The organism is Massilia sp. MP_M2 (assembly GCF_039123635.1).
Taxonomy (GTDB): Bacteria; Pseudomonadota; Gammaproteobacteria; order Burkholderiales; family Burkholderiaceae_D; genus Telluria.
Genome location: NZ_JBCHJF010000006.1, coordinates 28,324 through 50,270, shown reverse-complemented (window position 1 = coordinate 50,270; position 21,947 = coordinate 28,324). Strand labels below are relative to the sequence as shown.

25 protein-coding genes are annotated in these 21,947 nt (G+C 62.4%); 14 read left to right on the top strand and 11 right to left on the bottom strand.

Annotation, left to right across the window (positions count from 1 at the left end; translation table 11 throughout):
- Positions 1 to 22: 22 nt before the first annotated feature.
- Positions 23 to 343: a hypothetical protein gene (locus RCH14_RS14220; protein WP_183552409.1), complete on the top strand. Its 321-nt coding sequence runs from the start codon at positions 23 to 25 to the stop codon at positions 341 to 343.
- A 95-nt stretch (positions 344 to 438) separates the two neighbouring features.
- Here RCH14_RS14220 and RCH14_RS14215 read toward each other — a convergent pair whose 3' ends face one another.
- The 3 genes from RCH14_RS14215 to nadB are packed head-to-tail and all read right to left on the bottom strand — an operon-like array spanning position 439 to position 3,835.
- Positions 439 to 1,296, bottom strand: coding sequence for an NAD-dependent protein deacetylase (locus RCH14_RS14215; RefSeq protein WP_343026750.1), 858 nt, complete (start codon positions 1,294 to 1,296; stop codon positions 439 to 441).
- Between the two features lie 27 nt (positions 1,297 to 1,323).
- Positions 1,324 to 2,223 (bottom strand): DMT family transporter, encoded by a 900-nt coding sequence (locus RCH14_RS14210; RefSeq protein ID WP_343026749.1) that lies wholly within the window; start codon positions 2,221 to 2,223, stop codon positions 1,324 to 1,326.
- Position 2,224: 1 nt separating this feature from the next.
- A complete protein-coding gene (gene nadB, locus RCH14_RS14205; protein WP_343026748.1) occupies positions 2,225 to 3,835 on the bottom strand; it encodes an L-aspartate oxidase in 1,611 nt (536 codons plus the stop codon).
- A gap of 173 nt (positions 3,836 to 4,008) precedes the next feature.
- Here nadB and RCH14_RS14200 point away from each other — a divergent pair, with 173 nt between their 5' ends.
- Both RCH14_RS14200 and pnuC read left to right on the top strand, forming a co-directional pair.
- Entirely contained in the window at positions 4,009 to 4,503 is a 495-nt protein-coding gene (locus tag RCH14_RS14200) for a pyridoxamine 5'-phosphate oxidase family protein (RefSeq protein WP_343026747.1), read from the top strand.
- 116 nt (positions 4,504 to 4,619) lie between these two features.
- A complete protein-coding gene (gene pnuC, locus RCH14_RS14195; RefSeq protein WP_343026746.1) occupies positions 4,620 to 5,234 on the top strand; it encodes a nicotinamide riboside transporter PnuC in 615 nt (204 codons plus the stop codon).
- Between the two features lie 68 nt (positions 5,235 to 5,302).
- Here the strand turns inward: pnuC and RCH14_RS14190 are convergent, their stop codons facing one another.
- A complete protein-coding gene (locus RCH14_RS14190) occupies positions 5,303 to 5,713 on the bottom strand; it encodes a hypothetical protein (protein WP_343026745.1) in 411 nt (136 codons plus the stop codon).
- A 196-nt stretch (positions 5,714 to 5,909) separates the two neighbouring features.
- Between RCH14_RS14190 and RCH14_RS14185 the strand changes: the two genes are divergently transcribed.
- Positions 5,910 to 7,076, top strand: a complete 1,167-nt coding sequence (locus RCH14_RS14185) for a site-specific integrase (protein WP_343026744.1) — start codon at positions 5,910 to 5,912, stop codon at positions 7,074 to 7,076.
- A gap of 205 nt (positions 7,077 to 7,281) precedes the next feature.
- On the opposite strand, the gene RCH14_RS14180 is transcribed toward RCH14_RS14185, so the two are convergent.
- Positions 7,282 to 7,560, bottom strand: a complete 279-nt coding sequence (locus RCH14_RS14180; RefSeq protein WP_343026743.1) for a hypothetical protein — start codon at positions 7,558 to 7,560, stop codon at positions 7,282 to 7,284.
- A 528-nt stretch (positions 7,561 to 8,088) separates the two neighbouring features.
- Here RCH14_RS14180 and RCH14_RS14175 point away from each other — a divergent pair.
- From RCH14_RS14175 to RCH14_RS14165, 3 genes are all read left to right on the top strand, one after another.
- Positions 8,089 to 8,634, top strand: coding sequence for a hypothetical protein (locus RCH14_RS14175; RefSeq protein WP_343026742.1), 546 nt, complete (start codon positions 8,089 to 8,091; stop codon positions 8,632 to 8,634).
- Positions 8,635 to 9,254: 620 nt separating this feature from the next.
- Positions 9,255 to 10,121, top strand: coding sequence for a hypothetical protein (locus RCH14_RS14170; RefSeq protein WP_343026741.1), 867 nt, complete (start codon positions 9,255 to 9,257; stop codon positions 10,119 to 10,121).
- Between the two features lie 669 nt (positions 10,122 to 10,790).
- Entirely contained in the window at positions 10,791 to 11,402 is a 612-nt protein-coding gene (locus RCH14_RS14165; RefSeq protein ID WP_343026740.1) for a 2-hydroxychromene-2-carboxylate isomerase, read from the top strand.
- A gap of 142 nt (positions 11,403 to 11,544) precedes the next feature.
- Here RCH14_RS14165 and RCH14_RS14160 read toward each other — a convergent pair whose 3' ends face one another.
- Both RCH14_RS14160 and RCH14_RS14155 read right to left on the bottom strand, forming a co-directional pair.
- Complete coding sequence (locus RCH14_RS14160; protein WP_343026739.1) at positions 11,545 to 12,252, bottom strand: amidohydrolase family protein; 708 nt, start codon at positions 12,250 to 12,252, stop codon at positions 11,545 to 11,547.
- Between the two features lie 55 nt (positions 12,253 to 12,307).
- Positions 12,308 to 12,895 (bottom strand): TMEM175 family protein, encoded by a 588-nt coding sequence (locus tag RCH14_RS14155; protein ID WP_343026738.1) that lies wholly within the window; start codon positions 12,893 to 12,895, stop codon positions 12,308 to 12,310.
- A gap of 785 nt (positions 12,896 to 13,680) precedes the next feature.
- Here RCH14_RS14155 and RCH14_RS14150 point away from each other — a divergent pair.
- Entirely contained in the window at positions 13,681 to 14,691 is a 1,011-nt protein-coding gene (locus tag RCH14_RS14150) for a site-specific integrase (protein WP_343026737.1), read from the top strand.
- A 103-nt stretch (positions 14,692 to 14,794) separates the two neighbouring features.
- On the opposite strand, the gene RCH14_RS14145 is transcribed toward RCH14_RS14150, so the two are convergent.
- Positions 14,795 to 15,208: an Rrf2 family transcriptional regulator gene (locus RCH14_RS14145; protein WP_343026736.1), complete on the bottom strand. Its 414-nt coding sequence runs from the start codon at positions 15,206 to 15,208 to the stop codon at positions 14,795 to 14,797.
- Positions 15,209 to 15,388: 180 nt separating this feature from the next.
- On the opposite strand from RCH14_RS14145, the gene RCH14_RS14140 reads away from it, so the two are divergent.
- Positions 15,389 to 15,769, top strand: a complete 381-nt coding sequence (locus tag RCH14_RS14140) for a translational machinery protein (RefSeq protein WP_343026735.1) — start codon at positions 15,389 to 15,391, stop codon at positions 15,767 to 15,769.
- A gap of 114 nt (positions 15,770 to 15,883) precedes the next feature.
- Here RCH14_RS14140 and RCH14_RS14135 read toward each other — a convergent pair whose 3' ends face one another.
- Entirely contained in the window at positions 15,884 to 16,432 is a 549-nt protein-coding gene (locus tag RCH14_RS14135; protein WP_343026734.1) for an ABATE domain-containing protein, read from the bottom strand.
- Between the two features lie 167 nt (positions 16,433 to 16,599).
- Here RCH14_RS14135 and RCH14_RS14130 point away from each other — a divergent pair, with 167 nt between their 5' ends.
- Entirely contained in the window at positions 16,600 to 17,511 is a 912-nt protein-coding gene (locus tag RCH14_RS14130; RefSeq protein ID WP_343026733.1) for an alpha/beta hydrolase, read from the top strand.
- Positions 17,512 to 17,527: 16 nt separating this feature from the next.
- On the opposite strand, the gene RCH14_RS14125 is transcribed toward RCH14_RS14130, so the two are convergent.
- The gene (locus tag RCH14_RS14125; RefSeq protein WP_343026732.1) at positions 17,528 to 17,986 is read right to left on the bottom strand and encodes a DUF2721 domain-containing protein; all 459 of its coding nucleotides are present in this window, start codon (positions 17,984 to 17,986) and stop codon (positions 17,528 to 17,530) included.
- Between the two features lie 183 nt (positions 17,987 to 18,169).
- Between RCH14_RS14125 and RCH14_RS14120 the strand changes: the two genes are divergently transcribed.
- The 4 genes from RCH14_RS14120 to RCH14_RS14105 are packed head-to-tail and all read left to right on the top strand — an operon-like array spanning position 18,170 to position 21,264.
- Positions 18,170 to 19,195, top strand: coding sequence for an acyl-CoA dehydrogenase (locus RCH14_RS14120; protein ID WP_343026731.1), 1,026 nt, complete (start codon positions 18,170 to 18,172; stop codon positions 19,193 to 19,195).
- A complete protein-coding gene (locus tag RCH14_RS14115; RefSeq protein ID WP_343026730.1) occupies positions 19,183 to 19,956 on the top strand; it encodes a PIG-L family deacetylase in 774 nt (257 codons plus the stop codon). Before RCH14_RS14120 ends, RCH14_RS14115 begins: the two co-directional genes overlap by 13 nt.
- Positions 19,949 to 20,554, top strand: coding sequence for an SAM-dependent methyltransferase (locus RCH14_RS14110; protein WP_343026729.1), 606 nt, complete (start codon positions 19,949 to 19,951; stop codon positions 20,552 to 20,554). Before RCH14_RS14115 ends, RCH14_RS14110 begins: the two co-directional genes overlap by 8 nt.
- On the top strand, positions 20,551 to 21,264 hold the full coding sequence (locus RCH14_RS14105) for a glycosyltransferase (protein ID WP_343026728.1): 714 nt from the start codon (positions 20,551 to 20,553) through the stop codon (positions 21,262 to 21,264). The genes RCH14_RS14110 and RCH14_RS14105 overlap by 4 nt, the downstream gene beginning before the upstream one ends.
- 217 nt (positions 21,265 to 21,481) lie before the next feature.
- Here RCH14_RS14105 and RCH14_RS14100 read toward each other — a convergent pair whose 3' ends face one another.
- Positions 21,482 to 21,826: a hypothetical protein gene (locus RCH14_RS14100; RefSeq protein ID WP_343026727.1), complete on the bottom strand. Its 345-nt coding sequence runs from the start codon at positions 21,824 to 21,826 to the stop codon at positions 21,482 to 21,484.
- Positions 21,827 to 21,947: the final 121 nt, after the last annotated feature.

Sequence of the window (21,947 nt, the reverse complement as noted above, 5' to 3'; positions counted from 1 at the left end):
TGCTTTATTTTTAGACCACCTCATGTCGATCACCACCAAATTGAAACGTTCGCTCGTGTTCCGCCTGTTCTGGCTCGGCTTCGGCCTGCTGCTGGGCGTGCCCCAGTTGATGGACGGTATTCTCTACAATATGAAGGGCGAACTGTTCTTCGGCATCGGCATGCTGCTGGTCGGTATTCGCGGCTTCCTGCGTCCGGTCGTGCTGAGCCGGGCGATGGCGATGCAACGTGACGCTGCAGCGTCCGATGCGTCGATCGGCTCGCCCGTTTTGCACGGCGTGCTGTCGATCGCGATGGCGGCGGCGCTGATCACGGGCTTGGTGATTAAGTTCAGCAATAATTAGTAGGGTGGACGGCTGTGCCGTCCACGCGTTCCACCATTTGTTGCGCGCCACAAAATCAGCTTAGTTTGAACGCGTGGACGGGAAACCCGCCCACCCTACGTCCTAAGCAACCCGGCCACGATCGGCAAGACCCGCTCAGCGGACGCTTCGATTTTCAGCGTGAGCATATCGTCGGCGCGCGTGTGCCCAAGGTTCAGGGCAGCAATCGGTTTAGCCGCCGCTGCAGCCAGACGGCAGAAGCGAAACCCTGAATACACCATCAGCGACGAGCCGACCACGAGCAGTGCGTCGGCCGCTTCCATCCGTGCCAGCGCCGCCGCCGTGCGCGCCGCCGGCACATTGTCACCAAAGAACACGACATCGGGCATCAGCATGCCGCCACAGTGCACGCATGCGGGGGCCGTAAAGCCCGTCACTGCATCCGGATCGATCTCGGCGTCGCCATCGGGCAGGGGTTGCGCCAGCACGTCGCGCAGCGCGGGATTGGCCGCCTCCAGCTGCACCTGCAGTGCAGCGCGCGTGAAGGTCGCCCCACAACCGAGGCATGCCACGTGGTGGATATTGCCATGCAATTCGAGCACATCGCGGCTGCCTGCCTGCGTGTGCAGGCCATCGACGTTTTGCGTCAGGATCGAGCCGAACCGCTGGTCTGCACCAAGCGCGGCCAGCGCGCGGTGGCCAGCATTGGGCGCGGCGCCGGACATCATCTGCCAGCCGACCATGCTGCGCGCCCAATAGCGCTGCTGGATCGCCGGGTCGCGCCGGAATTCTGGCCCCTGGATCGGTAGCCGGCCGCGTCGTACACCGTCACGGTCGCGGTAATCGGGAATGCCGGACGCCGTCGACAGGCCAGCGCCGGTCAGCACCAGCGCACGTGGATACTGGTCGAGAAACGCGGCCAGCTGCGTGGCTGCGTGATGTTCGCCAGGTTGTTGGCCAAGTTCGTCGTTCATGGGTGGAATCGTACCACCGGTCTGCATTTACCGCGCCGACACGACAATCCCGCCGACAATCAAGCCGAACGCCGCCACGTGGTACAACTGCGGCAGTTCGCCCAGGAATGCGGCCGACAGCAATGCAGTAAACAACGGCGTCAGATTGATGAAGAACGCACTGATGCCGGGCCCCGCGCGCTGGACGCCCGCGCCCCAGCAGCGCATGGCGATGATCGCCGGCCCGATCGCCAGGTACAGCAGTGCCAACGCAATCGGCCAGCTCCAGGTGATCTGCGGCGTGCCCAGCGCCCACTCGCCGCCGGCCAGCGCGGCCGACCACAGCACGCCATAGGCCACCTGGGCCAGCAAAAAGGCAGCCCAGTCTGCACGCAGGGCCGGCACATCGTGTTTCTGCATCAGCGACCAGCTATAGAACGACCAGACGATCGTCGCCACGATCATGATCAGGTCGCCCGCCACCAGGCGCAGCGCGGCCAGCTCGGTCAGGCTACCCCGGCACATGACGACCAGCACGCCGGCAATCGACAGCACGGCGCCGGCAATCTGGCGGCCCTTGACCGGCACGTTGTAGAACAGGCGGCCCACCAGCAACATCCAGACCGGTACGCCGGACGCGACGAGCGTGACGTTCAGCGGCGACGATGTGGTCAGCGCCAGGTATTGCATCGAGTTGTACAGTCCGATGCCAAGAAGGCCGAGCAGGGCATAGCGGCGCCAGTTGCGCAGCATGCCGCTGCCAGGGCGCAGCGCGGCGCGGCCCAGCACCAGCAGGATCACTAGGGCGATCGACCAGCGCAAGAGGTTGAGCGTCATCGGCGGCATGGCATCGCGCACGAGACGGCCGATGATGGCATTGCCCGCCCACAGTACGGGCGGGATGCTCAGCAGCAGGACGGTAGTGAGTGAAAGTCGCTGCCGTTCCATGCTAACGCCGGCGCGGCGTGAGCACGCTCGGGAGCGCCTTTGGCAACGTGTCCGGGAAGTCGCGCGAATAGTGCAGGCCGCGACTTTCATGGCGCGACATGGCGCTTTTCACGATCAGGTGCGCCACTTCGACCAGGTTGCGCAGCTCGAGCAAATCAGGCGTGATGCGGAAATTGCGGTAGTACTCGTCGATCTCTTCCTTGAGCAGCTTGATCCGGTGCAGCGCGCGTTCGAGGCGTTTGGTGGTGCGCACGATGCCGACGTAATTCCACATGAAGCGGCGCAGCTCGTCCCAGTTGTGGGCGATCACCACTTCTTCGTCGGCATTCGTCACGCGGCTGGCGTCCCAGTCTGGCAGCGCAGGGTTGGCAATCGCCACACTGGCAGCGATCTGCTGCGCACAGGCACGTCCGACGACGACGCATTCAAGCAGCGAATTGCTGGCCAGCCGGTTGGCGCCATGCAGGCCGGTGCAGGCGACTTCGCCCACCGCGTACAGGCCGGGGATATCGGTGCGCCCGGCCAGGTCGGTGACCACGCCGCCGCAGGTAAAGTGCACGGCCGGCACGACGGGGATCGGCTGCTGCGTGATGTCGATGCCCAGTTCGAGGCAGCGCGCGTAGATGGTCGGGAAGTGCTCCATCAAAAATTCGGGGGACTGGTGGCTGATGTCGAGGTTGACGTAATCCAGGCCCCGTTTTTTCATCTCGAAGTCGATGGCGCGTGCCACGACGTCGCGTGGCGCCAGTTCGCCGCGCTCGTCGTGCGCGGGCATGAAGCGCTCGCCGGCCTGCGCGCCCGCCTCAAGCGGCAGCTTGAGAAGACCACCTTCGCCGCGAATCGCCTCGGTGATCAGGAATGATTTCGCATACGGGTGGTACAGGCAGGTCGGGTGGAACTGGATGAACTCCATGTTCGACACGCGGCAGCCGGCGCGCCAGGCCATCGCGATGCCGTCGCCGGTGGCGGTGTCCGGGTTCGTCGTGTACAGATACACCTTGCCGGCGCCGCCCGTGGCCAGCACCGTGTGTTCGGCCTCGAAGGTGAGCACGTCGCCGCTGTTCACATCCTGCACGTGCAGGCCATAGCAGCGGGGCTGGCCGCCATGCGCGAGCTTGGGCCGCAGCTTGTCCGACGTGATGACGTCGATCGCGAGATGGTGCTCGAACAGCGTGATATTCGGATGGGCGCGCACCTTCTGTTCCAGCGTGACCTGGACAGCGTAACCGGTGGCGTCGGCCGCATGGATGATCCGTCGCTGGCCATGGCCGCCTTCGCGGGTCAGGTGAAAGCCCATTTCGGCGGTGGCGTCACGCGTGAACGGCACGCCTTGCTCGATCAGCCATTCGATCGCTTCGCGCCCGTGTTCGACGATGTAGCGGGTAGCGGTTTCGTCGCACAGGCCCGCGCCGGCGACGAGGGTATCGGCCACGTGCTGGTCGTGGCTGTCGCCCGAATCGAGCACGGCGGCAATACCGCCCTGGGCCCAGCTGCTGGCGCCATCGAGCAGGGTGCGCTTTGAAATGATGGCAACCTTGCGGGTCTGGGCCAGGTGCAGGGCTACCGACAGGCCGGCCAGGCCGCTGCCGACGATCGCGACGTCGAATTTCATGGGATGGTTGAAATGTTTACAGAGGCAATACTATAAGCGATTTGCCAGCGGCTGCGGGACAGCCTGACCAGGCCAACGTCATCGTTGGCGGGTCGCGAATGTACGCCCGCGCACCGAAGAGCGGCGTCGGGCGCGCTAGGATGGTGTATCACTCACCCAATCAAGGATTCACCATGACCGCAGACCGCACCCACGTAGCAGCCCTCGAAGACCGTATCGGTTCCCTGCGCTTTGCCATGTTCACGTTCCGTGACCAGCACGATCACCTGGCCAGCCAGCCGATGACCAAGCAGGACGTCGATGCCGAAGGCGGCATCTGGTTCTTCGTGCACTCGGCCAGCGATCTGTGGGACAGCATCGCGCACCAGCCTGAAGTAAACATCAGTTTCTCGGACATCGATGACAGCACGTATGTCTCGGTCAGCGGCACTGCCGAGCGCATCGTCGACCGCGACAAGATTCGCAGCATGTGGAATCCAATGGTCCAGGCCTGGTTCCCGGCCGGCCCGGAAGACCAGCACGCCGTGCTCGTGCGCGTGGTCCCGCACGCAGCCGAATACTGGGATTCGAACGACAGCAAGATGGTGCGCATGTTCGCCGTCGCCAAGGCAGCCGTGACCGGCAAGCAGCCGGATCTGGATGCGGAGCACGGCACGATCAAGCTGTAAGCAGTTTTCTGCGCGAACTTCTGCGCACCTTGCGGCAGGGGATGAGAGTGGCGTAGAGTAGCCGCTCTCATTCACAGGAAGCATGCCATGTTCCCACCCTGGGCCCGCCGCGCCCGATGACATCCCGCCTCGAACTGGCCGCGAACGTCTTTACGGCCGCAGCGATTCTTCTGGCTGGCCGCAACAATGTCCACACATGGTGGACCGGCATTGTCGGCTGCACGCTATTTGGCCTGTTATTCATGCACACGCAGCTGTACGCAGACGTCGTGCTGCAGGCCTTTTTCGTGGTGACGGGTGTCGTCGGCTGGTGGCGCTGGCTGCATGGCAACGGCGGGGCACCACTGCCGATCACCCATGCCGGCTGGCGTACCATGGCATGGATGACGCCTGTCGGGCTCATTGCCACTGGCGCGTATGGCGCTGCACTCCACTTTTATACCAACGCGTATGCGCCGTTCATCGATTCGGCGGTGCTGGTCTTTTCCGTCATTGCGCAGTTGCTGATGATGGGACGGCGCATCGAGAGCTGGCCGGTGTGGCTGCTGGTTAATACGATTGCGGTGCCGCTGTACTTTAGCCGCGGCCTGTATCTGACGGCGTTCCTGTATGGGTGCTTCTGGGTCAACGCGATCGTGTCGTGGATCTGGTGGCGCAGGTTGGCGCAACAGGAGCGCGTGGCGACGCAGGTTTCAGGCGGCGCGTACGCCGCTGCAGCAGGCCCGCCATGATGCTTTCATGCGCGAACGCGTGGTTGGCCAGGCGCACGCGACAGCATGAGCGGCGGGCGCTGCACGCATCAGCGTGTGAATGGCGGCAGATCACCTGCGTTCTGATTGCCTCCGGTTTCCGGCGTACCCATTCCCGTCACTTTCGGGCCAGCCTGGTCCGGGCGGGTGTCTTGCGCGCCTGGATTGGCGTGCGTCGCTGCCGTATCGAGCGCGACGGTGCCTGGCGCTTCCGGCTGCGGCGCGGCGCTGCCGTCGGTGATTGGCGGCTCATTGCGCCCGGCGCCGTCGGGCGCATTCACGTAGGGGCCAGATTGATTGCGTGTCAGCCCCGGGCCGCCATTGCCGCCGGTTTCCGTCTGCGACTCATGCGATGGCGTAGCGCCTTTCTGGCCGCTGGTCTGGCCGCCAATACCGACGGTGGCGCCGTCCGATCCCTGGCCCTGGCTTGCGTTCGTCGATGCGGATGCGTTGCTGTTCATGGTCGTCCCCTGTATGAAATGGATGAACCATTGTCGTGCAGGGCAGAGCGCGCACGTATCGGCGCACAGGGCATGGCGCTGTAGGACGAGAGCGCCTCTGAAGGGCAATTGGAGAAAAATCCCGGCATCAGCCCTTACGGCGCGCGGCGGCACGGTGTTATACTGTATATCCATACAGTTATCTTGTTTAGCGCTCATGCCTGTTTTCGTACCGATCGATCTTGACCCACTGCCACCAGCCGATCCTGATCGGGCCGCTGCCAGCCGGCTCGGGGCGGGCAGCTTCTCCAGCATGTACGACGAACCCGCCACGTCGGCCACGAGCGATGCCGAGCTGGCGCGCGAATACATTTCTCATGGCGAGCTCAGTCCCAAGTCGGTCGCGAATCTGCAAAAGGAGCTGTATCGTTTCCTGACGTGGTGCCGCGAAGAAGCGGGAAAGACATTCCAGCAGCTCAATGTCGGCGACCTCAATCTGTACAAGGAATTCATTCGCCAGCCACCACCCGCCTGGATCTGCACCACCAAGTGGCCACGCAACGATCCGCGTTACCGGCCGTTCACCGGGCCACTGTCCGACACCAGCCGGCGCCAGGCGATGATTGCGATCAAGGGTGTGCTGACGTTTGCCGAGCAGACCGGTTACCTGCGCCGCAATCCTGCGCGGCTGGTGCGCAATGTTCGCGCCGCACATGCGAGCCGCATCACCCGCTACCTGAGCCCGGATGCAATTGCCTATGCGCTGGCCGCAGCCGAAGCACGCACTGGCGACACCGAAGCGACGGCGCGCCAGCGCGCCCGTGACCGCTTCCTGCTGATCGCGTTCGCCCAGACCGGCGCGCGCCTGAACGAAATCGTCAGCGCCTCGATGGGCGCCGTCTACAGCGAGGGCGACGGGCGCTGGTGGCTCGACGTGCTGGGAAAGGGCAACAAGCCGCGCCGCCTGCCGGCGCCACCAGCCACGATCGGCGCCTACCGAGACTACCGACGCGCGTTCGGCCTGCTCGAACAGACGAGCAGGGGCGATCGGATGCCCCTGGTGCTGTCGAGCCGCACGAAAGATTACGTGGGGATCACTGACGAGGCCGCATCCGAAGCGCTCAAGGCGATCTTCCAGCTCGCAGCGGACGATGCAGCGGGAAAAGGGGATGGCGACAGCGCATCGACACTGCGCCTGGCATCGCCTCACTGGCTGCGCCATAGCATGCTGACCAACCATGCCAACAGCGGGGTGCAGCTCAAGACGCTGCAGGATACGGCGGGGCACGCGAATATCGCGACGACGGCAGCCTATCTTCACAAGACTGACCACGAGCGGCATGACGAAATCCTGCGCTCGGACGGTGACAGGGGCATCAAATGATGTCGCGGGATGCACGGCCTCCCAGGGAAAACGTAACTAACCAACTTAGGGCTTAAGTAACCAGTAAAACTCAGGCGCTAACGACTTCGGAAATGACAACACCAAACCAACAAGCTGGCAGGAAAGCGAGCGGGTCTGGGCTGACGGTTGCGAGCGGAAGTCAGCAGAGGAGGTCGCGCCGCTCCCTTGTGACACCGCCACTTGATTACACCGGGATCGACGAGGTACCACCTTCAGCGCTGCCGTAATTCTGCAACTCGTCGAGTGTCAGACGACGTTCGTTCAACGCCGTGATGATGGCGCCGAGTTGTTCGTCATCCGGCTGGATATACACGATCCGCTGTTCGAGAAGATTGTCCCAATAGGGCGTGTAGGGAACGGCGGTTTCGGTCATGACCTTGGCGGCAAAGCTGCTATCGTGCATTTCGCCAACAAGAGTGATGCGTGTCGTGGCCGGGACGGTATTCTGGACGGTGATGTTCATGATCTACCTTTGAGTGTTCAGTTAGTGTCGTTCCATTGTCACGCAGTCATCGGTTGCGCGCAAATCGCCGGTCACGTGCCGTGCGCGCCGAGAGCCGTAGGAAACCGACCCTGTCCATCGATACACCCTTGCCAGCCGTGCCGGCCTGAAGTGCCATGTCTGCGATTGGTAGCAAGGTTGAGGGGTACTGTTCTGAACCTGCCAGTTGGTGTGATGCGCCAAGCCAGTAGCGTCCAACAGGTTCATCTGGCATGGGGAGGCGCGTCTTGAACGAAAGATCGACAGAAAGAGGAAACGATTCGTGTCGCCGGAACAGATACGTGCGATAGTTCGGGCCGGCACTGACGCACAAAATACGTTGCAGCCTTTTTCACAATATCCCTTTGCATCGTCACTTCGGCCAACGCCTTGCCCAGCTTCCCAACTTCGGCCTCCAGATGGTCACTGTCCCTCGGTAGTTCGCTGGCCTGTCTAACCATGTCGTGCCACGTTTGCACGCCGAAGCAATTCTCGCGAGCATTACAGGCAATGCCGATTCAGCACATCGAAGAACCGAGCGCACCACGCGCCGCCCGACAACCGCCGACGGCTTATACGGTATGGCAGCTGGTTTTTTTCCCGTTCTACCTGGCCGCAGCGATGCTGGGGGCGCTCGCGACACCACTCTGGAAGTTGTGGCGCGTCGTGCGGCGCGCTGGGAGCAAGCGCAATGCAAGCGCCGGCTTTCACGCACCCGCGGTCGGATCAAGCTCGCAGGCAACACCAACTTCAAAAGGAACGGTAATAAAAATGGAAAGTTTCGCGTTATGGCAGGCAAGGGTGGCGGAAAACGCAGCCAACGATGACCGCGGTGCCGTGCTGTTTCTGGCATATCAGTCCGTCTCGGAGGCACAGGCGATTGCTGCCGGCCTTGAACTGGTCGGGACGACCTGGGACATCAGCGGCGTGCAGGTCAAAGCCTACAAGCCGAAGCCGGCTGGCGCGCTGCAGTACGGTTGCGTCGTCTGCGGTGTAAATTCCAAGCATTATCAAGGCATGTATTGCTGCGGTAAAAAGCGCATTGCAGTCAGCTGAGTGCCTGGTGCTTTTCGCCCGATAGCAGGGCAACAAGTGACCGATCCAATCCTTGAACCCACGATAGAGGCCAGTGGGCACATCATTACGACGGCAATATCGGGCCCGATTGCACTGACCGGTTAGGGCGGGGCACACGAATGCGCTAAATCCTCTGCCGCCTGATTTGACGGTCACATCACCAAGCCGGCAAGCCTTGACACGTTGTCGGCCATCCTGGACACCGCTCCAGAGGTGAGCCTACGCCAGGCAGACGGGGAGTGGGCTCGAGCCGGTCAACGGCCCAAAGGGATAGCGCGATATGGAAGCGAAACGAAGGCGAGCCAGAAACGTGATCCACAAGGTAACTGCGGTAAACAAGTCCAGCAAAAGGCATATAGCCGCAGCGGCGCGTGGGAAAGGTCCAGCAAGGTATTTGCCGGTCAGGGTAGTTTTTTGGGTTCGAGCGTTCTGCGCTGAGGTGCGTCAGCCACCGAACAGGATCACCGAAATCTCAATCGACATTAGAGAATATATTGTCGAGTGAAAAGCGAATTTAAAGACGAGCCAGTGAGCGGCGGCTTGTCCTTTGCGCTACGTGGGGGTAGAGTTCAGACCATGACCGAACTGAACATTGTCCAATGAAGCTTGCACACATCTGCGCCGGCGCTGACCCTGACTCGACGCAGAATGACGACCGGATCGTTGTGTTCACGTCTACCAACCGTACCGACATCATCGTGATCGACGGCGCAACGTCCGTCGCCCATCGTAACTATATCGATGACAACCAGGGTGATGTCGCCTGGTTCGTCCACGCGTTTACGGACGCAGTCGAGAAAGCGCTGACGCCCGAGCGAAGCCAGGAGGACTGCGTCTGGCTGGCGATCGCCGCTGTGCGTGCCCAGTTCAGGCACGCCGCGGCCGACCGGGACATACCGCTGCATGCGTGGCCGATCGCAGCGATGACCTGGCTGAGACTGTCGGAGCAAGAAGGCGCCGTGCAGGCAGCGTTGTACAGCCTTGGTGACTGCAAGACCTTGCTGCACACGATATCTGCAGGCTGTATCGATCTGGATCCATTCGTCAATCCTCAGGAGGCCGTTCTGAAAGATGCCATTGCCGCATTGACAAACGACGGCGTCGACGATCCGGCGTGCCGGCGCGAACGCATGCTGCCCATGCTGCGTGCGCGGCGCGAATTCCAGAACACCACGCCCGCGCCTGGGGTACTTTGTCTCGAACCGCGTGGACCGTTCCAGGCGCGGACCCGTAACACCACGCTGGCGCACGACGCCAGTCTGCTCGTGATGACGGACGGCTTTTATCGACTGGTCGATACCTATAGCATCTACACCGATACGACGCTGATGGAGGCGTGCCTCGATCGTGGGCTCGCAGCGCAACTCGACGAGTTGCGAAAATTCGAATCGACCGGCGTGAGCACGGGAGCGGCATCGGTGAAACCAGCGGATGATGCATCTGCGGTGCTGTGGACTGCAGCGTAGCTGGCAGTGACGGGGAGGTATTACGGTCACCTGACATGCAAGCGCGGTTCATTCAGATACCGGATTTAACATAATATAGATTATGCGGTGTTTGGTATTGACGGCTGCCCATCCCCACAGATTGAGTTCTGAAGCTCTCAGCGCTCTAACCTGAAAATAGCGAGAAATTTAACCTGGTCTTGACTGGGAAATGGAAATATCGGCTTTCCTAGTTCTACCCGCGAGCTTCAGTGAATCGGTCGTTTCCAACGGTGCGCCACCTGAAATCGTAGGCTTTGCGTAGAATGAACATGGCCGGCGTCAAGTTTTTCCCGCTGTTTTACGATCTTGCCCTCAGCTGCTGCTAGCTCGTCACGGCCGTCCTTGAGCTGGGTAGACAGTTGACCGATGTAATCCTCCAGTCGGTCCTTTTCGGCCGATGCAGCGTCGCGTTAGACTGTTGCGGACCGTCGCAACACATTGATCGACTCGTCAGCAGCCTGGACCTGTTTCCATGGGTTGCAGTTCGATGAGGCTCTGCTTCTCAAGCATTACGACTCGGCCACCGACATGCCATGCCATACGCCCCACGTGGCATTCACCCATCCGGCCACGCAGACCGGTACTCCTCCCCGCGAGCGTATCGAGATCCGTTGCCTCCTCATCGTCGACTGACAGGATCCACGCTAAATGAACATTATCGAATTCTGGTTCGATTTCGGCAGCAACTACAGTTACCTGAGCATGATGCGGATACGGCGCGCAGCGGCCGCTGCTAACCTGCGTGTCGAGCTGAAGCCGTTCATGCTCGGCCCGATCTTCAAGTCGCTCGGGTGGGAGACGTCGCCATTCGTGCTGCAGACGCTGAAAGGCGATTACGTATGGCGCGACATGCGCCGCCAGTGCGTCAAATACGGCTTGCGCTGGCAACGCCCTTCCGTATTTCCCCGGAATGCGCTGCTTGCCGCGCGCATCGCACTACAGGGCGAAGGCACGTCCTGGCTTGAAGGTTTCTGTGAACAGGTCATGCTGGCCAATTTCGCGGACGACCGCGAAATTGGCGACGAGGCGGTGCTGGCCGGGATTCTCGCCGGACTTGGCGCTGACAGTGCAGAGATCATCGCGGCAGCTAAAACGGATGCGTGCAAGGCCGCGCTGCATGCGCGCACAGCCGATGCCCAGGCCCGCGGCATCTTTGGCGCGCCAATGTTTTTCGTTGGCGACGAGATGTTCTGGGGGAATGACCGTCTCGAGGATGCGATCGCTTACGCTATGACAATGGTAACGGCGGCAGCAGCATGATTGAGTGCCGTGGCGTCGATCTGCTGCAGCCTGCCTTCCCCGTTATGCGTGACGATATCCATTTGATATCTCCCTGTACGCGATGACTTTTGATTGGCGATCGTAGGAATGCCATCCTCACAAGAACTGCGGCTACCAAGCTTCAACGGTTCTGGTAGCCGCCGTAGACAGCCACCGGACTCCAGCCCGGTGACACCGGCGGCAGTTGCGGATTCAGGGGCGAATAGGGGCCGGCGCCGTAGACCACCCTGCCGTTCACCACGGTCAACAGGCTCTCCAGGCGCTTGATGCCTTCCGCCTCCATCGTGAAGTAGTCCTGGGGCATGACCACGAAGTCGGCGTACTGGCCGCGCCGGATCGTTCCCTTGAGCTTCTCTTCGCCGCTCATCCAGGCCGAGCCCATGGTCATCAGCCTCAAGGCCTGGTAGCGGCTCGGTACATCCCTCGCCTGCCAGGTCGGCATGCCGCCAGCGGTCTTGCCAGTGGCCGCCCAATACAGCGAAGGCCAGGGGTTATAGCTCGACACCCGGGTGCCGTCGGTGCCCAGGCCGACCGGGATCTTCATCTCCAGCATCTTGCGAATCGGCGGCATCTGGCGCGCCTGCGCGCCATAGCGCTTCCAGTAGGTTTCGCCCTGGAAGTGCATGCGGTCCTGGACCACGATGCCCCCGCCCAGGTTCTTGATGCGCGCGAGTTGGGCGTCGGTGACGGTCTCCGCGTGGTCGACAATGAAGCGCAGCCCGTTCAGCGGTGTTTTCGCGTTCAACGCGTGACGGACCAGCCCGGCCAGTGCCACCAGTACCCCGGCGGCGATCACGAGCGCGCCGAGCGCCTCTACCAGCATCCGCATCCATTCGACCTAGGTAGAGACCTGGATTTCCACGTGCTCGAGCACGGCCTTCTCCTTATCTGTTTCGGGCCTCGGTCCTGTCTGCCGCTTCCGAGGCCGGTCGGCGAACGTCCGGGCGTAACCAAATGAGTGCGAGCAGCATGTGGACCAGGGCGCCGGCCTGCGTGGACCACAGCGACAGCAAAACGGCCAGTGCGTACATCAGCACCGAGAAGCGGTTTTTGTCGCTGGCCCAGGTGGTACCTGACGCACCGCTACCGCGCTGCAGGCACCACGACAACAGCGTCAAGGCCAGCGCGCAGTTCATCAGAATCACGCCGTAGAGTGCCACCGGTACCGGATCCATCGGGTGCTGGCCGGCCCACGCCGTCACGTAGGGAATCAGCGACATCCAGAACAGCAGGTGCAGGTTGGCCCACAGGGCCGGCGCATCGATGCGGCGCACCCGGTCCAGCAAGGCATGGTGGTTGACCCAGTAAATCCCGACGTAAACAAAGCTGAGCAGGTAGCGCGCCAGGGCCGGCCCGGCATCGGCTACGGCGGCCAGGCTGCTGGATGCGGGCGCATGCAGCTCGAGTACCATGATGGTGATGATGATGGCGATGACGCCATCGCTGAATGCCTCGGTGCGGTTCTTGTCCATGCCGCCACCTTAGCGCGCAAGGCGACACGCGTCCCCTACCAAGGGATAGTGGTGCTGGTCGCCTGGCTGTGCATAAAAATTTTTCGTAATTGCTGGAGTTCCGGTTTGAAGCGGTCTCGCAGCAACTAACTCGGTGAAGAAGTTTGCGAGCTTTTGCCGCTGACAACTTCGTATTCAACCAATAGGAATTGAATCACGGTCAAGGCGATGATCACGTTCGCCTCGATGAGTATCTCGACGTGATAGCCCCCTGGCAGTACTGACGACAGGATTGCGCGAAGACACATATATGCGATCACCAGGTAGTTTGTCGACTTTCGCTTGATGCGCAGTGCAGTCATGCATGTCGGACAGGCCACTGTGCTGCTGAGCGTAGTAAACAACGTCGAGGAAGCGGAAATAGAGAGATCGTGACAGTGAGGACATCGATACATATTTCCTCCAGATTAGATGAACGCCTGCTTCGATTTGATGGTATCGCAAAAAAATCGCGCTAACCTCACAGAATGTCACACTTGGCCAGAGACCTCACTGATCGCTCCCTCCTCCTGCATCAGCTTGCCTGACCTGACTTGCCTGTTCAGAAGTGGATTGCGTCGATCCGCCAGATTACGGACTTTCCCCCACCGCTTGAGGCACCATCAAGCCTCCCTTCTGCAGGCTGCCTGTTGAGTTGCTGTCTTCAATGTAGTCGAATATGTTAATATGGTGGCTGTGCCTTATTTTTATGTGGGTTAGTTACCTTTTATGGTAGTCTGGCACATCTCCATCTGACCCGATCATTCATGCCCACACCAACTTCATGGGACCGTGATCCCATCAAAGCATTCAAGGAATTTGTCGCCACGACAGCATTTGCCGAAACCGGCCGTCGCTTGCCTGCCGATGGCACACTACGCATCCCGTCAGCCGAATCTGCCAAGATCTACAACTTCATGTTCGCCAACGTGGCGGGCTGGATGCTTGAGCAAGGCCTCGCCTTCTCCAAGGTCACCCACGCCGACCTGGCCCGTTTCATCGGGCGCACGACCAAGGGCAAGCTCATACTCAACAGCAAGATCGCCTACCGCTACCTGCGTCTTCTGGAACGCTGCTACGAGTACTTGGACGCCAACCCCAACCCGGCGCAGCTGGCGATCCTCAACATCGATCGCGCCCACATGACGCGCGACGACGCCGGCCGCACCCTGTCTGACGAGCAATTGGTGCGGTTCTTCGCGGCCTTGCCAGCCGAGGCACCGATGCGCCGTACCAGTACGCCGTTCGAAGGCTGGAAGCGCCGGCGGGATCGCGCCATGCAGGTCGTCATTGCACTGGCGGGCTTGCGTGTATCGGAGGCGATTGGCTTGCTGGTGTCCGAGATCGGGCGCCAGGTCGCCCTCGACGGCTCGATCGTGCTGACGATCACGCCGGACGAAAAACATGACACCAGCCACGAACACACGATCACCCTGCCCCGCGACGGTGCCGATGAGTTGTTGCCGTGGCTTGCCGAGCGCGAGACGCTGGCGATCCCTGGCCAGTTCGTCTTCCCGGCCAATGCAGCCGGCGCCAGGATGACAAGAAAGACGGTGTACGTGCAGATGCGCGCCACGTTCGAGCGCGCCGGGATGGATCTAGCACGCTCGGGCGGCCGCACACTGCGCAACACGTTCGCCAAGCAGCAACTCGACAACGGTGCAAGTCCTGACGAGCTCAAGGACGTGCTCGGCCTGGCTCTCGAGCGCTCTGCAGCCGATTACAAGCTCACGCGCGTCAAGCCGGATCCGGGCGAAAACATCGACGACAAAGGATGATCGGACCGGCTCACTTTATACGGGCCAAAACAGCGCCACGAACTGCCCCGGAATGGCGCGCGCTTGTCCGCCGCCACCACCTGGCGCTCGATCATCCCCATTGTTATGTCGCCGCAGACGTGATGAACGCCGACAGGCGCACCTGCCCGAATTCACGCAGCAGCGTCCCGGCCGCCTGGGCCATCGCCACTTCGAGCGCGCCATTGATCGCCTGTTCCTGCGGGCAGCCAGGATGATCGACATTCGCGCCGATGGCGAAGATCACGGGTTCTTCCAGCGCCTGATACACATCGAGCACCGTAATCGCGTCGGGATCGACCGCCACTACCCAGCCACCATTGCGGCCCGAGGTCGACGTCACATAGCCGGCCGCGCGCAAGCCACCCATCATCCGGCGTACCAGCACCGGATTGGTATTGAGCATGACCGCGAGTTCCTCGGAACTCGTGGTGTTGGTGCGACCGTGAATATGGCTCAGGACGTGCAGCATGCGCGCCAGTCTGAAATCTGCTCTCATCGTTGAAATCCTCCTGGCATCATAATACCGAAACTTCAGGAGTATCGATATCGTCAGCACTTGAACGCAATTCGTCGAGTTTCAGTTTAGAGGACGGTGATTGGACGTGCGTGTGGTAGCGCACCCAGCCATCGCGGCACATGCGCTATGCTCGGATCACACTTCATTACGAAAGCAACCATGTCCTTGAATAACGCCGTCGTCTGGCTCGACCACACCAAAGCCCAAGTCATCCATTTTGACAAAAACGCGTCGGAATCGGAGTCGATGAAAACGCACTCGACCCATCCGCATCCTCACCAGAAGCACGGTGACAACCACGTCAACGGCGACGACAACACGCTGTTCTACAAGGACATCGCTGCGGCATTGGCCGACAGCGAGCAGATCCTGGTAGTCGGCCCAGCCGAAGAAAAGACTGCGTTCGTGAGCTACCTGACGAGCAAAATGCCGGCGATTGCCGACAAGATCAAGTCCGTCGAAACCGTGGATCATCCGTCGGAAGGCCAGTTGCTCGCCTACGCACGCGAGCATTTCATCAGCAGCGGCGGCATGCAGTAATTCGCTGAGAGTTGTTCAGCGCCAGCGCGCAACGAACCCGCTTGCCTTCACGGCAAAGCGGGTTTTTTAACACCTGCGACTAAATCGCAACTTCAGCAGTATCAATTCCCTTGCCTACGCCGCCGGCCGGTTGCGCGCGCGAAACTGCGCTGCCTTGTGGCGATTTCCACACAGCGCCATGCTGCACCAGCGCCTCCGGTGCGACTTCGTGCGGTCATAGAACCACAGCACGCATTCAGGATGCTCGCACTGCCTTATCAGCGCGAAATCACCATCGGCCAGCAATGTCGCCACCGCCTCAGCCAGGGTTCCCAATGCTGTCGCCGGGGATGGCGCTGCGCCCTGCCGCACGAGCTGCGGTTGCGCATCGTCCCAGACCAGGACGGGCCTCGAGGCCATCGCCGCCAGATATCGATTGAGCAGCGCAGGATCGCCGTGCTCACCCTGCATGCGGCGTGCGATCAGCTCGCGCGCTGCGGTGCGCAGTGCCTTCGCGTCACCCAGGAAGTCGTCCGCGCTGAGTGCGCTCTGCGATCCCGCATCGATTCCGCAGCGTCCCAGCCAGTCAAGCAGCGCATCGCTGCTGCGCCAAAAATCCTGCTGCGCCTCGCCCATGCCTGCTTCGGTATTAAGCATATCGAGTGCCAGATGATCGGCGATCAATGGCGCCGCGTTGAGTTCAGTGTGCGACGTACCTACCATGCTGCCTCCGATTTAATAACCATGAAGATTATACTTGAAAGGTTACTCCGGTCATGCAACAATGCATTCATAACCTGCAAAAATACTTTTAGAAGGTTATTCAACCCACATCACCAAGGAGAACCTTCATGCCTCATGCACATTCCCCATCACCCGCCGTCATCTCCCCTACGGTGCGCTACACCACGATCGACATCGATGGCGTCGACGTGTTCTACCGCGAAGCCGGCCGGGCGGACACCCCCGCCGTGCTGCTGCTGCATGGTTTCGGCGCGTCGTCGTACATGTTCCGCGACCTGATCCCGGCGCTGGCCGACAACTATCGCGTCGTGGCGCCGGATCTGCCGGGCTTCGGCATGACGCGCACCGACCCGGACTTCACCTTCACGTTCGAGCATCTTGCGGACGTCATCGATGCCTTCACGACTGCCGTGGGCCTCGACACCTATGCGCTGTATGTGTTTGACTACGGCGCCCCGGTTGGCTGGCGTCTGGCAGTGCGCCATCCGGAGCGCATCACGGCCATCGTGAGCCAGAACGGCAATGGCTACGAAGAAGGCCTGAGCCCGGGCTGGGCGCCGATGCGCGCCGCGTGGGCCGATCCGAGCGCCGCGAACCGCGAGGCGCTGCGCAAATTCAACTCGTTCGAAATGACGAAGTGGCAGTACACGGAAGGTGTTCAGGATCTGTCGCGCGTCGCGCCCGACGGCTACGCGCTGGCGTTCGGCGCCACCGAACGCATTGGGGTGGATGCGCAGCTGGACCTGCTGGTCGATTACGGGCAGAACATCGTGCAGTACGGGCAGCTGCACGCCTACTTCCGCCAGTACCAGCCGCCACTCATGGCGATCTGGGGCAAGAACGATCCGTTCTTCCTGCCGGCGGGCGCCCACGCGTTCACGGGCGACCTGCCGCAGGCGGAGGTGCGCTTCGTCGATACCGGTCACTTTGCGCTGGAAACCCACGCGCCCGAGATCGCCAGTGCGATGCACGGTTTTCTCGACCGGCATGTGATGGGCAAGCGCGCACACCAGGCGTAACGACAAGACGTCGTGCTCAGGTCGGGCGCCCCGCGCACATGGCCAGCGCCAACAGCTGCTGCTCGCGCATCAGGCGGTACGCCAGCGATATCTCGCACATCAGGCTGATAAAACTGGTCGTCAGGGCCAGCATCGCACCGATGAAGCTGCCAGCGATCAGATGGACGAGCGGCAGGCCGGTGGCGTCGCCGAGGAACAGCATCGCGATCACCATGCAGACCAGCAGGCCACACAGGGTACTGGTGGCAATCGCGATATTGATCAGGCTGGAGCGGCGGTGCAGATTGCTCAGCGCCGCCACACACTCGGCATCCACGCATTTGACGGCGCGCTCCTCGAGCAGGCGCATCTGGTCAATGATGCGCCCGAGCCGGTTGGTCAGCACGATGAGAAGAATGCTGACACCGGCCAGCAGGAACACGGGCGCAGTCGCCAGCTGGATGACCTGACCAACATCGCCGATCTGGATGTTCATTGCAACGCTGTCCATGGAGGGGAAGATGGCGGCAGTGTAGCAGCATCGATCTGCAAGGCACGCGTGTCGGATAGGCCTGCGAGGCCTCGACTAAATAGTGCCAGACTGTGTGACATGGCGAACAGGCAGAGTGGCTTGTCGCCTGCTAGCATCAAAGCGTTGCCATAAAAACACGTCAATGCCATGCAGATTTCCGCGCCAACCACCCTTGCACTGACCATGCTACGCAGCAGTCTGGCCAGTCTCGCTGGCCTGCCCCCGCTAGATGCGCTTGCCAAACTTGTCCAGCGCGGCCACGCACGGCTTGCCCTGCCCGGCCGTGGCGCGACGCTCGCCCGCTGGCAGGCGTTGGCCGCTGTCGGCGCCCATGACCTGCCCCTGGCCAAGGTGTTCGAAGGCCACACGGACGCCGTGGCCATCCTGCACGAAGCGAGAGCGCACGCGCTGGCGGACATGCCACACGCTACCTGGGGAACCTGGTGCGCGGAACCACCGGATGCACGCCTGGCCCTGCTGCCCGTTGCTCACGGCCATATTCTGCGCGGCCGCAAGGCCTGGTGCTCCGGCGCCCATGGCCTCACGCACGCGGTGGTCAGTTGCTGGGATCCAGACGGCGCGCCGATGCTGGCCGCGGTCGCGCTGCACCAGCGCGGCGTGCGCGTCACCGATGACGGCTGGAACGCCGTGGGCATGCGCGCGACGGCCAGCGTCGACGTCTGGTTCGACGATGTGGTGGCAACGCCGCTGGCGGGCCCGGGTTTTTATGTCGAGCGCGCCGGTTTCTGGCACGGCGGCGCTGGTGTGGCCGCATGCTGGTTCGGCGCCGCCACGCGTCTGGCCGACGGGCTGCGCGAACGGTTGGCCGAACGCAGCGACCCGCATCGCCTGGCCCAGCTGGGCGAAGTCACGGTGGCATTGCAAGGGTGCGCGGCCCTGATGCGCGAAGCGGCGGCCGCCATCGACAGCGCACCTGAAGCCAACGCGATGCGCAGCGCGATGACGGTCCGCCTGAGCGCCGAAGCCACCGCCAACACGGTATTGCACGCCGTGGGGCGCGCACTGGGCGCCGGTCCGCTGTGCAAGGACGCCGCCCTCGCGCAGCTGTATGCCGATCTTCCGGTCTTCCTGCGCCAGAGCCACGCCGAACGTGATCTGGAAACCGTCGGCAAACTTGTCGCCGCCCTGGAGGACGCGCCATGGAACTTGTGAACCGCTCGCGGCACATTGGCGGCACCGGCCCGGCAGCGGCCGACTGGGCGCGCGACGCCGCGCTGATCGCGGTGCCGTCAATCACGCTCGACGCATTGGTGCCGACCGGCGCGCGCGTGGTCGTGGTGGCGCCCCATCCCGATGACGAAATCCTGACCTGCGGCGCCTTGCTGCAAATGGTCGCCGCGCGGGGCGACGCGCCGCTGATCGTGGCGGTCACCGATGGTGAAGGCAGTCATCCCGGTTCGCCGGCATGGCCGCAGGCACGCCTGCGTCAGGCTCGCAGCGACGAAACCAAGGCCGCCCTGGCCCAACTGGGCATCGAGGTGGGCCGCGTGCGGCGCCTGCACATCCCCGATGGCGGCGTCACGGCCGCCGCGCCTGAACTTGAGCGCCAGTTGGCCACCATCATAGAGCCGGGCGACATCGTCGTTACCACCTGGCGCTTCGATGGGCATCCCGACCATGAATCGACGGCGCTGGCCTGCAGCACGGTTGCGCGCCAGCGCGGAGCGCGCGTGTTGCAGGCGCCGGTCTGGGGCTGGCACTGGAGCGCGCCGGGCGACGGTGCGATGCCGCTCGGGCAGGCGCGCAAATTGCCGACGCCGGCCGACGCGCTGGCGCGCAAGCGCGCCGCCCTCGGGTGCTTCCACAGCCAGATCGAGGGCGACGCCAGCAGCGGCGCGGCGCCCATCCTGCCCGCGTTTGCCATGGAACGCCTCCTGCACCCCTTTGAGCTTTACTTCCCCGACCATGCGTGACGCCCAACCACTGGCCCATTTTGAAACCCTGTACGCCGCATCGGATGACCCCTGGGACGTGCGCGGCGCCTGGTATGAACAACGCAAGCGCGGGATCCTGCTCGCCAGCCTGGGCAAGCCGCGCTACCGCAGCGCGTTCGAGCCTGGCTGCGGCAACGGTGAAATGAGCATCGCGCTGGCCGCGCGCTGCGAGCGCCTGCTGGCCTGCGACGGCGCCGCCAGTGCGTTGGAGGCTGCACGGCGCCGCGTGCCGGATGCTGCCTCGCGCGGCATCCGTTTTGAAGCGCGCCGCCTGCCGACGGACTGGCCGCGCGCTGAGACCTTCGACCTGATCGTGCTGAGCGAACTGGCGTATTACTTCGACGAAGCCGCGCTCGCCGCGATGCTGGCAAGCGCAACAGCGAACCTGGCGCCGGACGGCGAGCTGGTGCTGTGCCACTACCTGCATGACTTCGACGACCGCATTACGCCAACCATGACCGTGCACGCTCTGGCTGACGCGCTGCCTGGCCTGCGCCGCGCGCTACACCACCGCGACGAGGCATTCGTGCTCGACGTCTGGCGCCCGGTCGCGTCGTCCGAGGGAGAACACGCATGATTGGCGTCGCGATCCCGGCCCACAACGAAGAAGCGTGCCTGGGCGCCTGCCTGCAGGCGGTCCTGCACGCGGCAACGCATCCGCAGCTGGCGGGCGAACCGGTGCTGGTGTGCGTCGTGCTCGACGCCTGCGACGACGGTACCGCCGCTGTCGTGCGCGCATGGCAGGCGGCGTTCACGCTGGCCGGCTGCCGGCTCGACGCATTCGACATCTCGGCGCGCCAGGTGGGTAGCGCACGCGCGGCCGGCGCGCTGCACCTGATTGCCGCCGAGGCGCGCTGGCTGGCGTTCACCGATGCCGATACGCGCGTCTCGCCGCAATGGCTGGCCGTGCAGGTCGCGCTTGGCGCCGACGTGGTCTGTGGCTCGGTAGCGGTCGACGACTGGTCGCCCCATGCCGACAAGGCCCAACTTCTGCGCGAGCATTTTGCGCGCACCTACCACGACCGCGAAGATCACCGCCACATCCACGGGGCGAATCTGGGCGTCTGTGCGCTGGCTTATCAGGCCGCCGGTGGCTTTGCCGCAGTGGCCTGCCACGAGGACGTGCTGCTGGTGCGGGCACTGGAACGGTCGGGCGCGCGCTTCGCCTGGAGCGCGCTGCCACGGGTGTTCACCAGCGCCAGGCTCGATGCGCGGGCACGCGGCGGCTTTGGCGACACCTTGTTGGCCGTGACGTGCGAGATGGAAGCGCCCCTGCCGACGACCTGAGCGTTAGAAAGTTCGAGGGGCGTGCTGCAAAGCGGTCAATGCAGGTCAACGCGGATCGGCAAGAGACTGGCTGCGCATTGCCCTTGTCCTTGCCCAGATGCACATGCCATCGGCCAGCAACTGCTGTGCACAAACAATAAAGTTTGACACAACCTCCGGGTTTCTACGACCTATTCGACCGACCGCTTTCGACCCGAAGCGGACATAGCTGGAGCGCCTATTCGTACTCGAAATCAGCTTTAAACGTCCAGTTGTCACCCTGTTGTTTTGCGACGTAAACCGCTTTCACCAGCGAGCCTCGAGCGCCCTGCAGAAGTTCATCAAGTGTGTACGTCGCTGCGTAAAGACTGTCGGCAGGCCCAACGGGAGCATGTCCCTGGGGACTTGATAGCTCATGGTGGAAATTTCCAAAAGCTTCGAGCCTCGGCACCCCAACCGACGCACTCGATGGCAACCTGGTTAGCGCTAATACGATTTGCTCCCATGACTCAGGGGTGCTTTCGATCATGGCTTTAACTAGCTCAGCATCGATTAGACGCTGCTGTTCCTGAAGGTTTTGCATGTTTGATTTTCAAGTAGGCGACAGGCTCGATGTTGACTGAATGTCTGCTCCTGGCCGAAAGCGGAAGTTGCCAGAGCATGTTCGCCCGTGCGTGTTGTGTCAAACTTTATTGTTTTGTGTC

What these genes read in the sequence shown, in the direction of transcription:
- RCH14_RS14220 (WP_183552409.1), top strand. Translation starts at nt 23, where the DNA reads ATGTCGATCACCACCAAATTGAAACGTTCGCTCGTGTTCCGCCTGTTC.
- RCH14_RS14215 (WP_343026750.1), bottom strand. Translation starts at nt 1,296, where the DNA reads ATGAACGACGAACTTGGCCAACAACCTGGCGAACATCACGCAGCCACG.
- RCH14_RS14210 (WP_343026749.1), bottom strand. Translation starts at nt 2,223, where the DNA reads ATGGAACGGCAGCGACTTTCACTCACTACCGTCCTGCTGCTGAGCATC.
- nadB (WP_343026748.1), bottom strand. Translation starts at nt 3,835, where the DNA reads ATGAAATTCGACGTCGCGATCGTCGGCAGCGGCCTGGCCGGCCTGTCG.
- RCH14_RS14200 (WP_343026747.1), top strand. Translation starts at nt 4,009, where the DNA reads ATGACCGCAGACCGCACCCACGTAGCAGCCCTCGAAGACCGTATCGGT.
- pnuC (WP_343026746.1), top strand. Translation starts at nt 4,620, where the DNA reads ATGACATCCCGCCTCGAACTGGCCGCGAACGTCTTTACGGCCGCAGCG.
- RCH14_RS14190 (WP_343026745.1), bottom strand. Translation starts at nt 5,713, where the DNA reads ATGAACAGCAACGCATCCGCATCGACGAACGCAAGCCAGGGCCAGGGA.
- RCH14_RS14185 (WP_343026744.1), top strand. Translation starts at nt 5,910, where the DNA reads ATGCCTGTTTTCGTACCGATCGATCTTGACCCACTGCCACCAGCCGAT.
- RCH14_RS14180 (WP_343026743.1), bottom strand. Translation starts at nt 7,560, where the DNA reads ATGAACATCACCGTCCAGAATACCGTCCCGGCCACGACACGCATCACT.
- RCH14_RS14175 (WP_343026742.1), top strand. Translation starts at nt 8,089, where the DNA reads ATGCCGATTCAGCACATCGAAGAACCGAGCGCACCACGCGCCGCCCGA.
- RCH14_RS14170 (WP_343026741.1), top strand. Translation starts at nt 9,255, where the DNA reads ATGAAGCTTGCACACATCTGCGCCGGCGCTGACCCTGACTCGACGCAG.
- RCH14_RS14165 (WP_343026740.1), top strand. Translation starts at nt 10,791, where the DNA reads ATGAACATTATCGAATTCTGGTTCGATTTCGGCAGCAACTACAGTTAC.
- RCH14_RS14160 (WP_343026739.1), bottom strand. Translation starts at nt 12,252, where the DNA reads ATGCGGATGCTGGTAGAGGCGCTCGGCGCGCTCGTGATCGCCGCCGGG.
- RCH14_RS14155 (WP_343026738.1), bottom strand. Translation starts at nt 12,895, where the DNA reads ATGGACAAGAACCGCACCGAGGCATTCAGCGATGGCGTCATCGCCATC.
- RCH14_RS14150 (WP_343026737.1), top strand. Translation starts at nt 13,681, where the DNA reads ATGCCCACACCAACTTCATGGGACCGTGATCCCATCAAAGCATTCAAG.
- RCH14_RS14145 (WP_343026736.1), bottom strand. Translation starts at nt 15,208, where the DNA reads ATGAGAGCAGATTTCAGACTGGCGCGCATGCTGCACGTCCTGAGCCAT.
- RCH14_RS14140 (WP_343026735.1), top strand. Translation starts at nt 15,389, where the DNA reads ATGTCCTTGAATAACGCCGTCGTCTGGCTCGACCACACCAAAGCCCAA.
- RCH14_RS14130 (WP_343026733.1), top strand. Translation starts at nt 16,600, where the DNA reads ATGCCTCATGCACATTCCCCATCACCCGCCGTCATCTCCCCTACGGTG.
- RCH14_RS14125 (WP_343026732.1), bottom strand. Translation starts at nt 17,986, where the DNA reads ATGAACATCCAGATCGGCGATGTTGGTCAGGTCATCCAGCTGGCGACT.
- RCH14_RS14120 (WP_343026731.1), top strand. Translation starts at nt 18,170, where the DNA reads ATGCAGATTTCCGCGCCAACCACCCTTGCACTGACCATGCTACGCAGC.
- RCH14_RS14115 (WP_343026730.1), top strand. Translation starts at nt 19,183, where the DNA reads ATGGAACTTGTGAACCGCTCGCGGCACATTGGCGGCACCGGCCCGGCA.
- RCH14_RS14110 (WP_343026729.1), top strand. Translation starts at nt 19,949, where the DNA reads ATGCGTGACGCCCAACCACTGGCCCATTTTGAAACCCTGTACGCCGCA.
- RCH14_RS14105 (WP_343026728.1), top strand. Translation starts at nt 20,551, where the DNA reads ATGATTGGCGTCGCGATCCCGGCCCACAACGAAGAAGCGTGCCTGGGC.
- RCH14_RS14100 (WP_343026727.1), bottom strand. Translation starts at nt 21,826, where the DNA reads ATGCAAAACCTTCAGGAACAGCAGCGTCTAATCGATGCTGAGCTAGTT.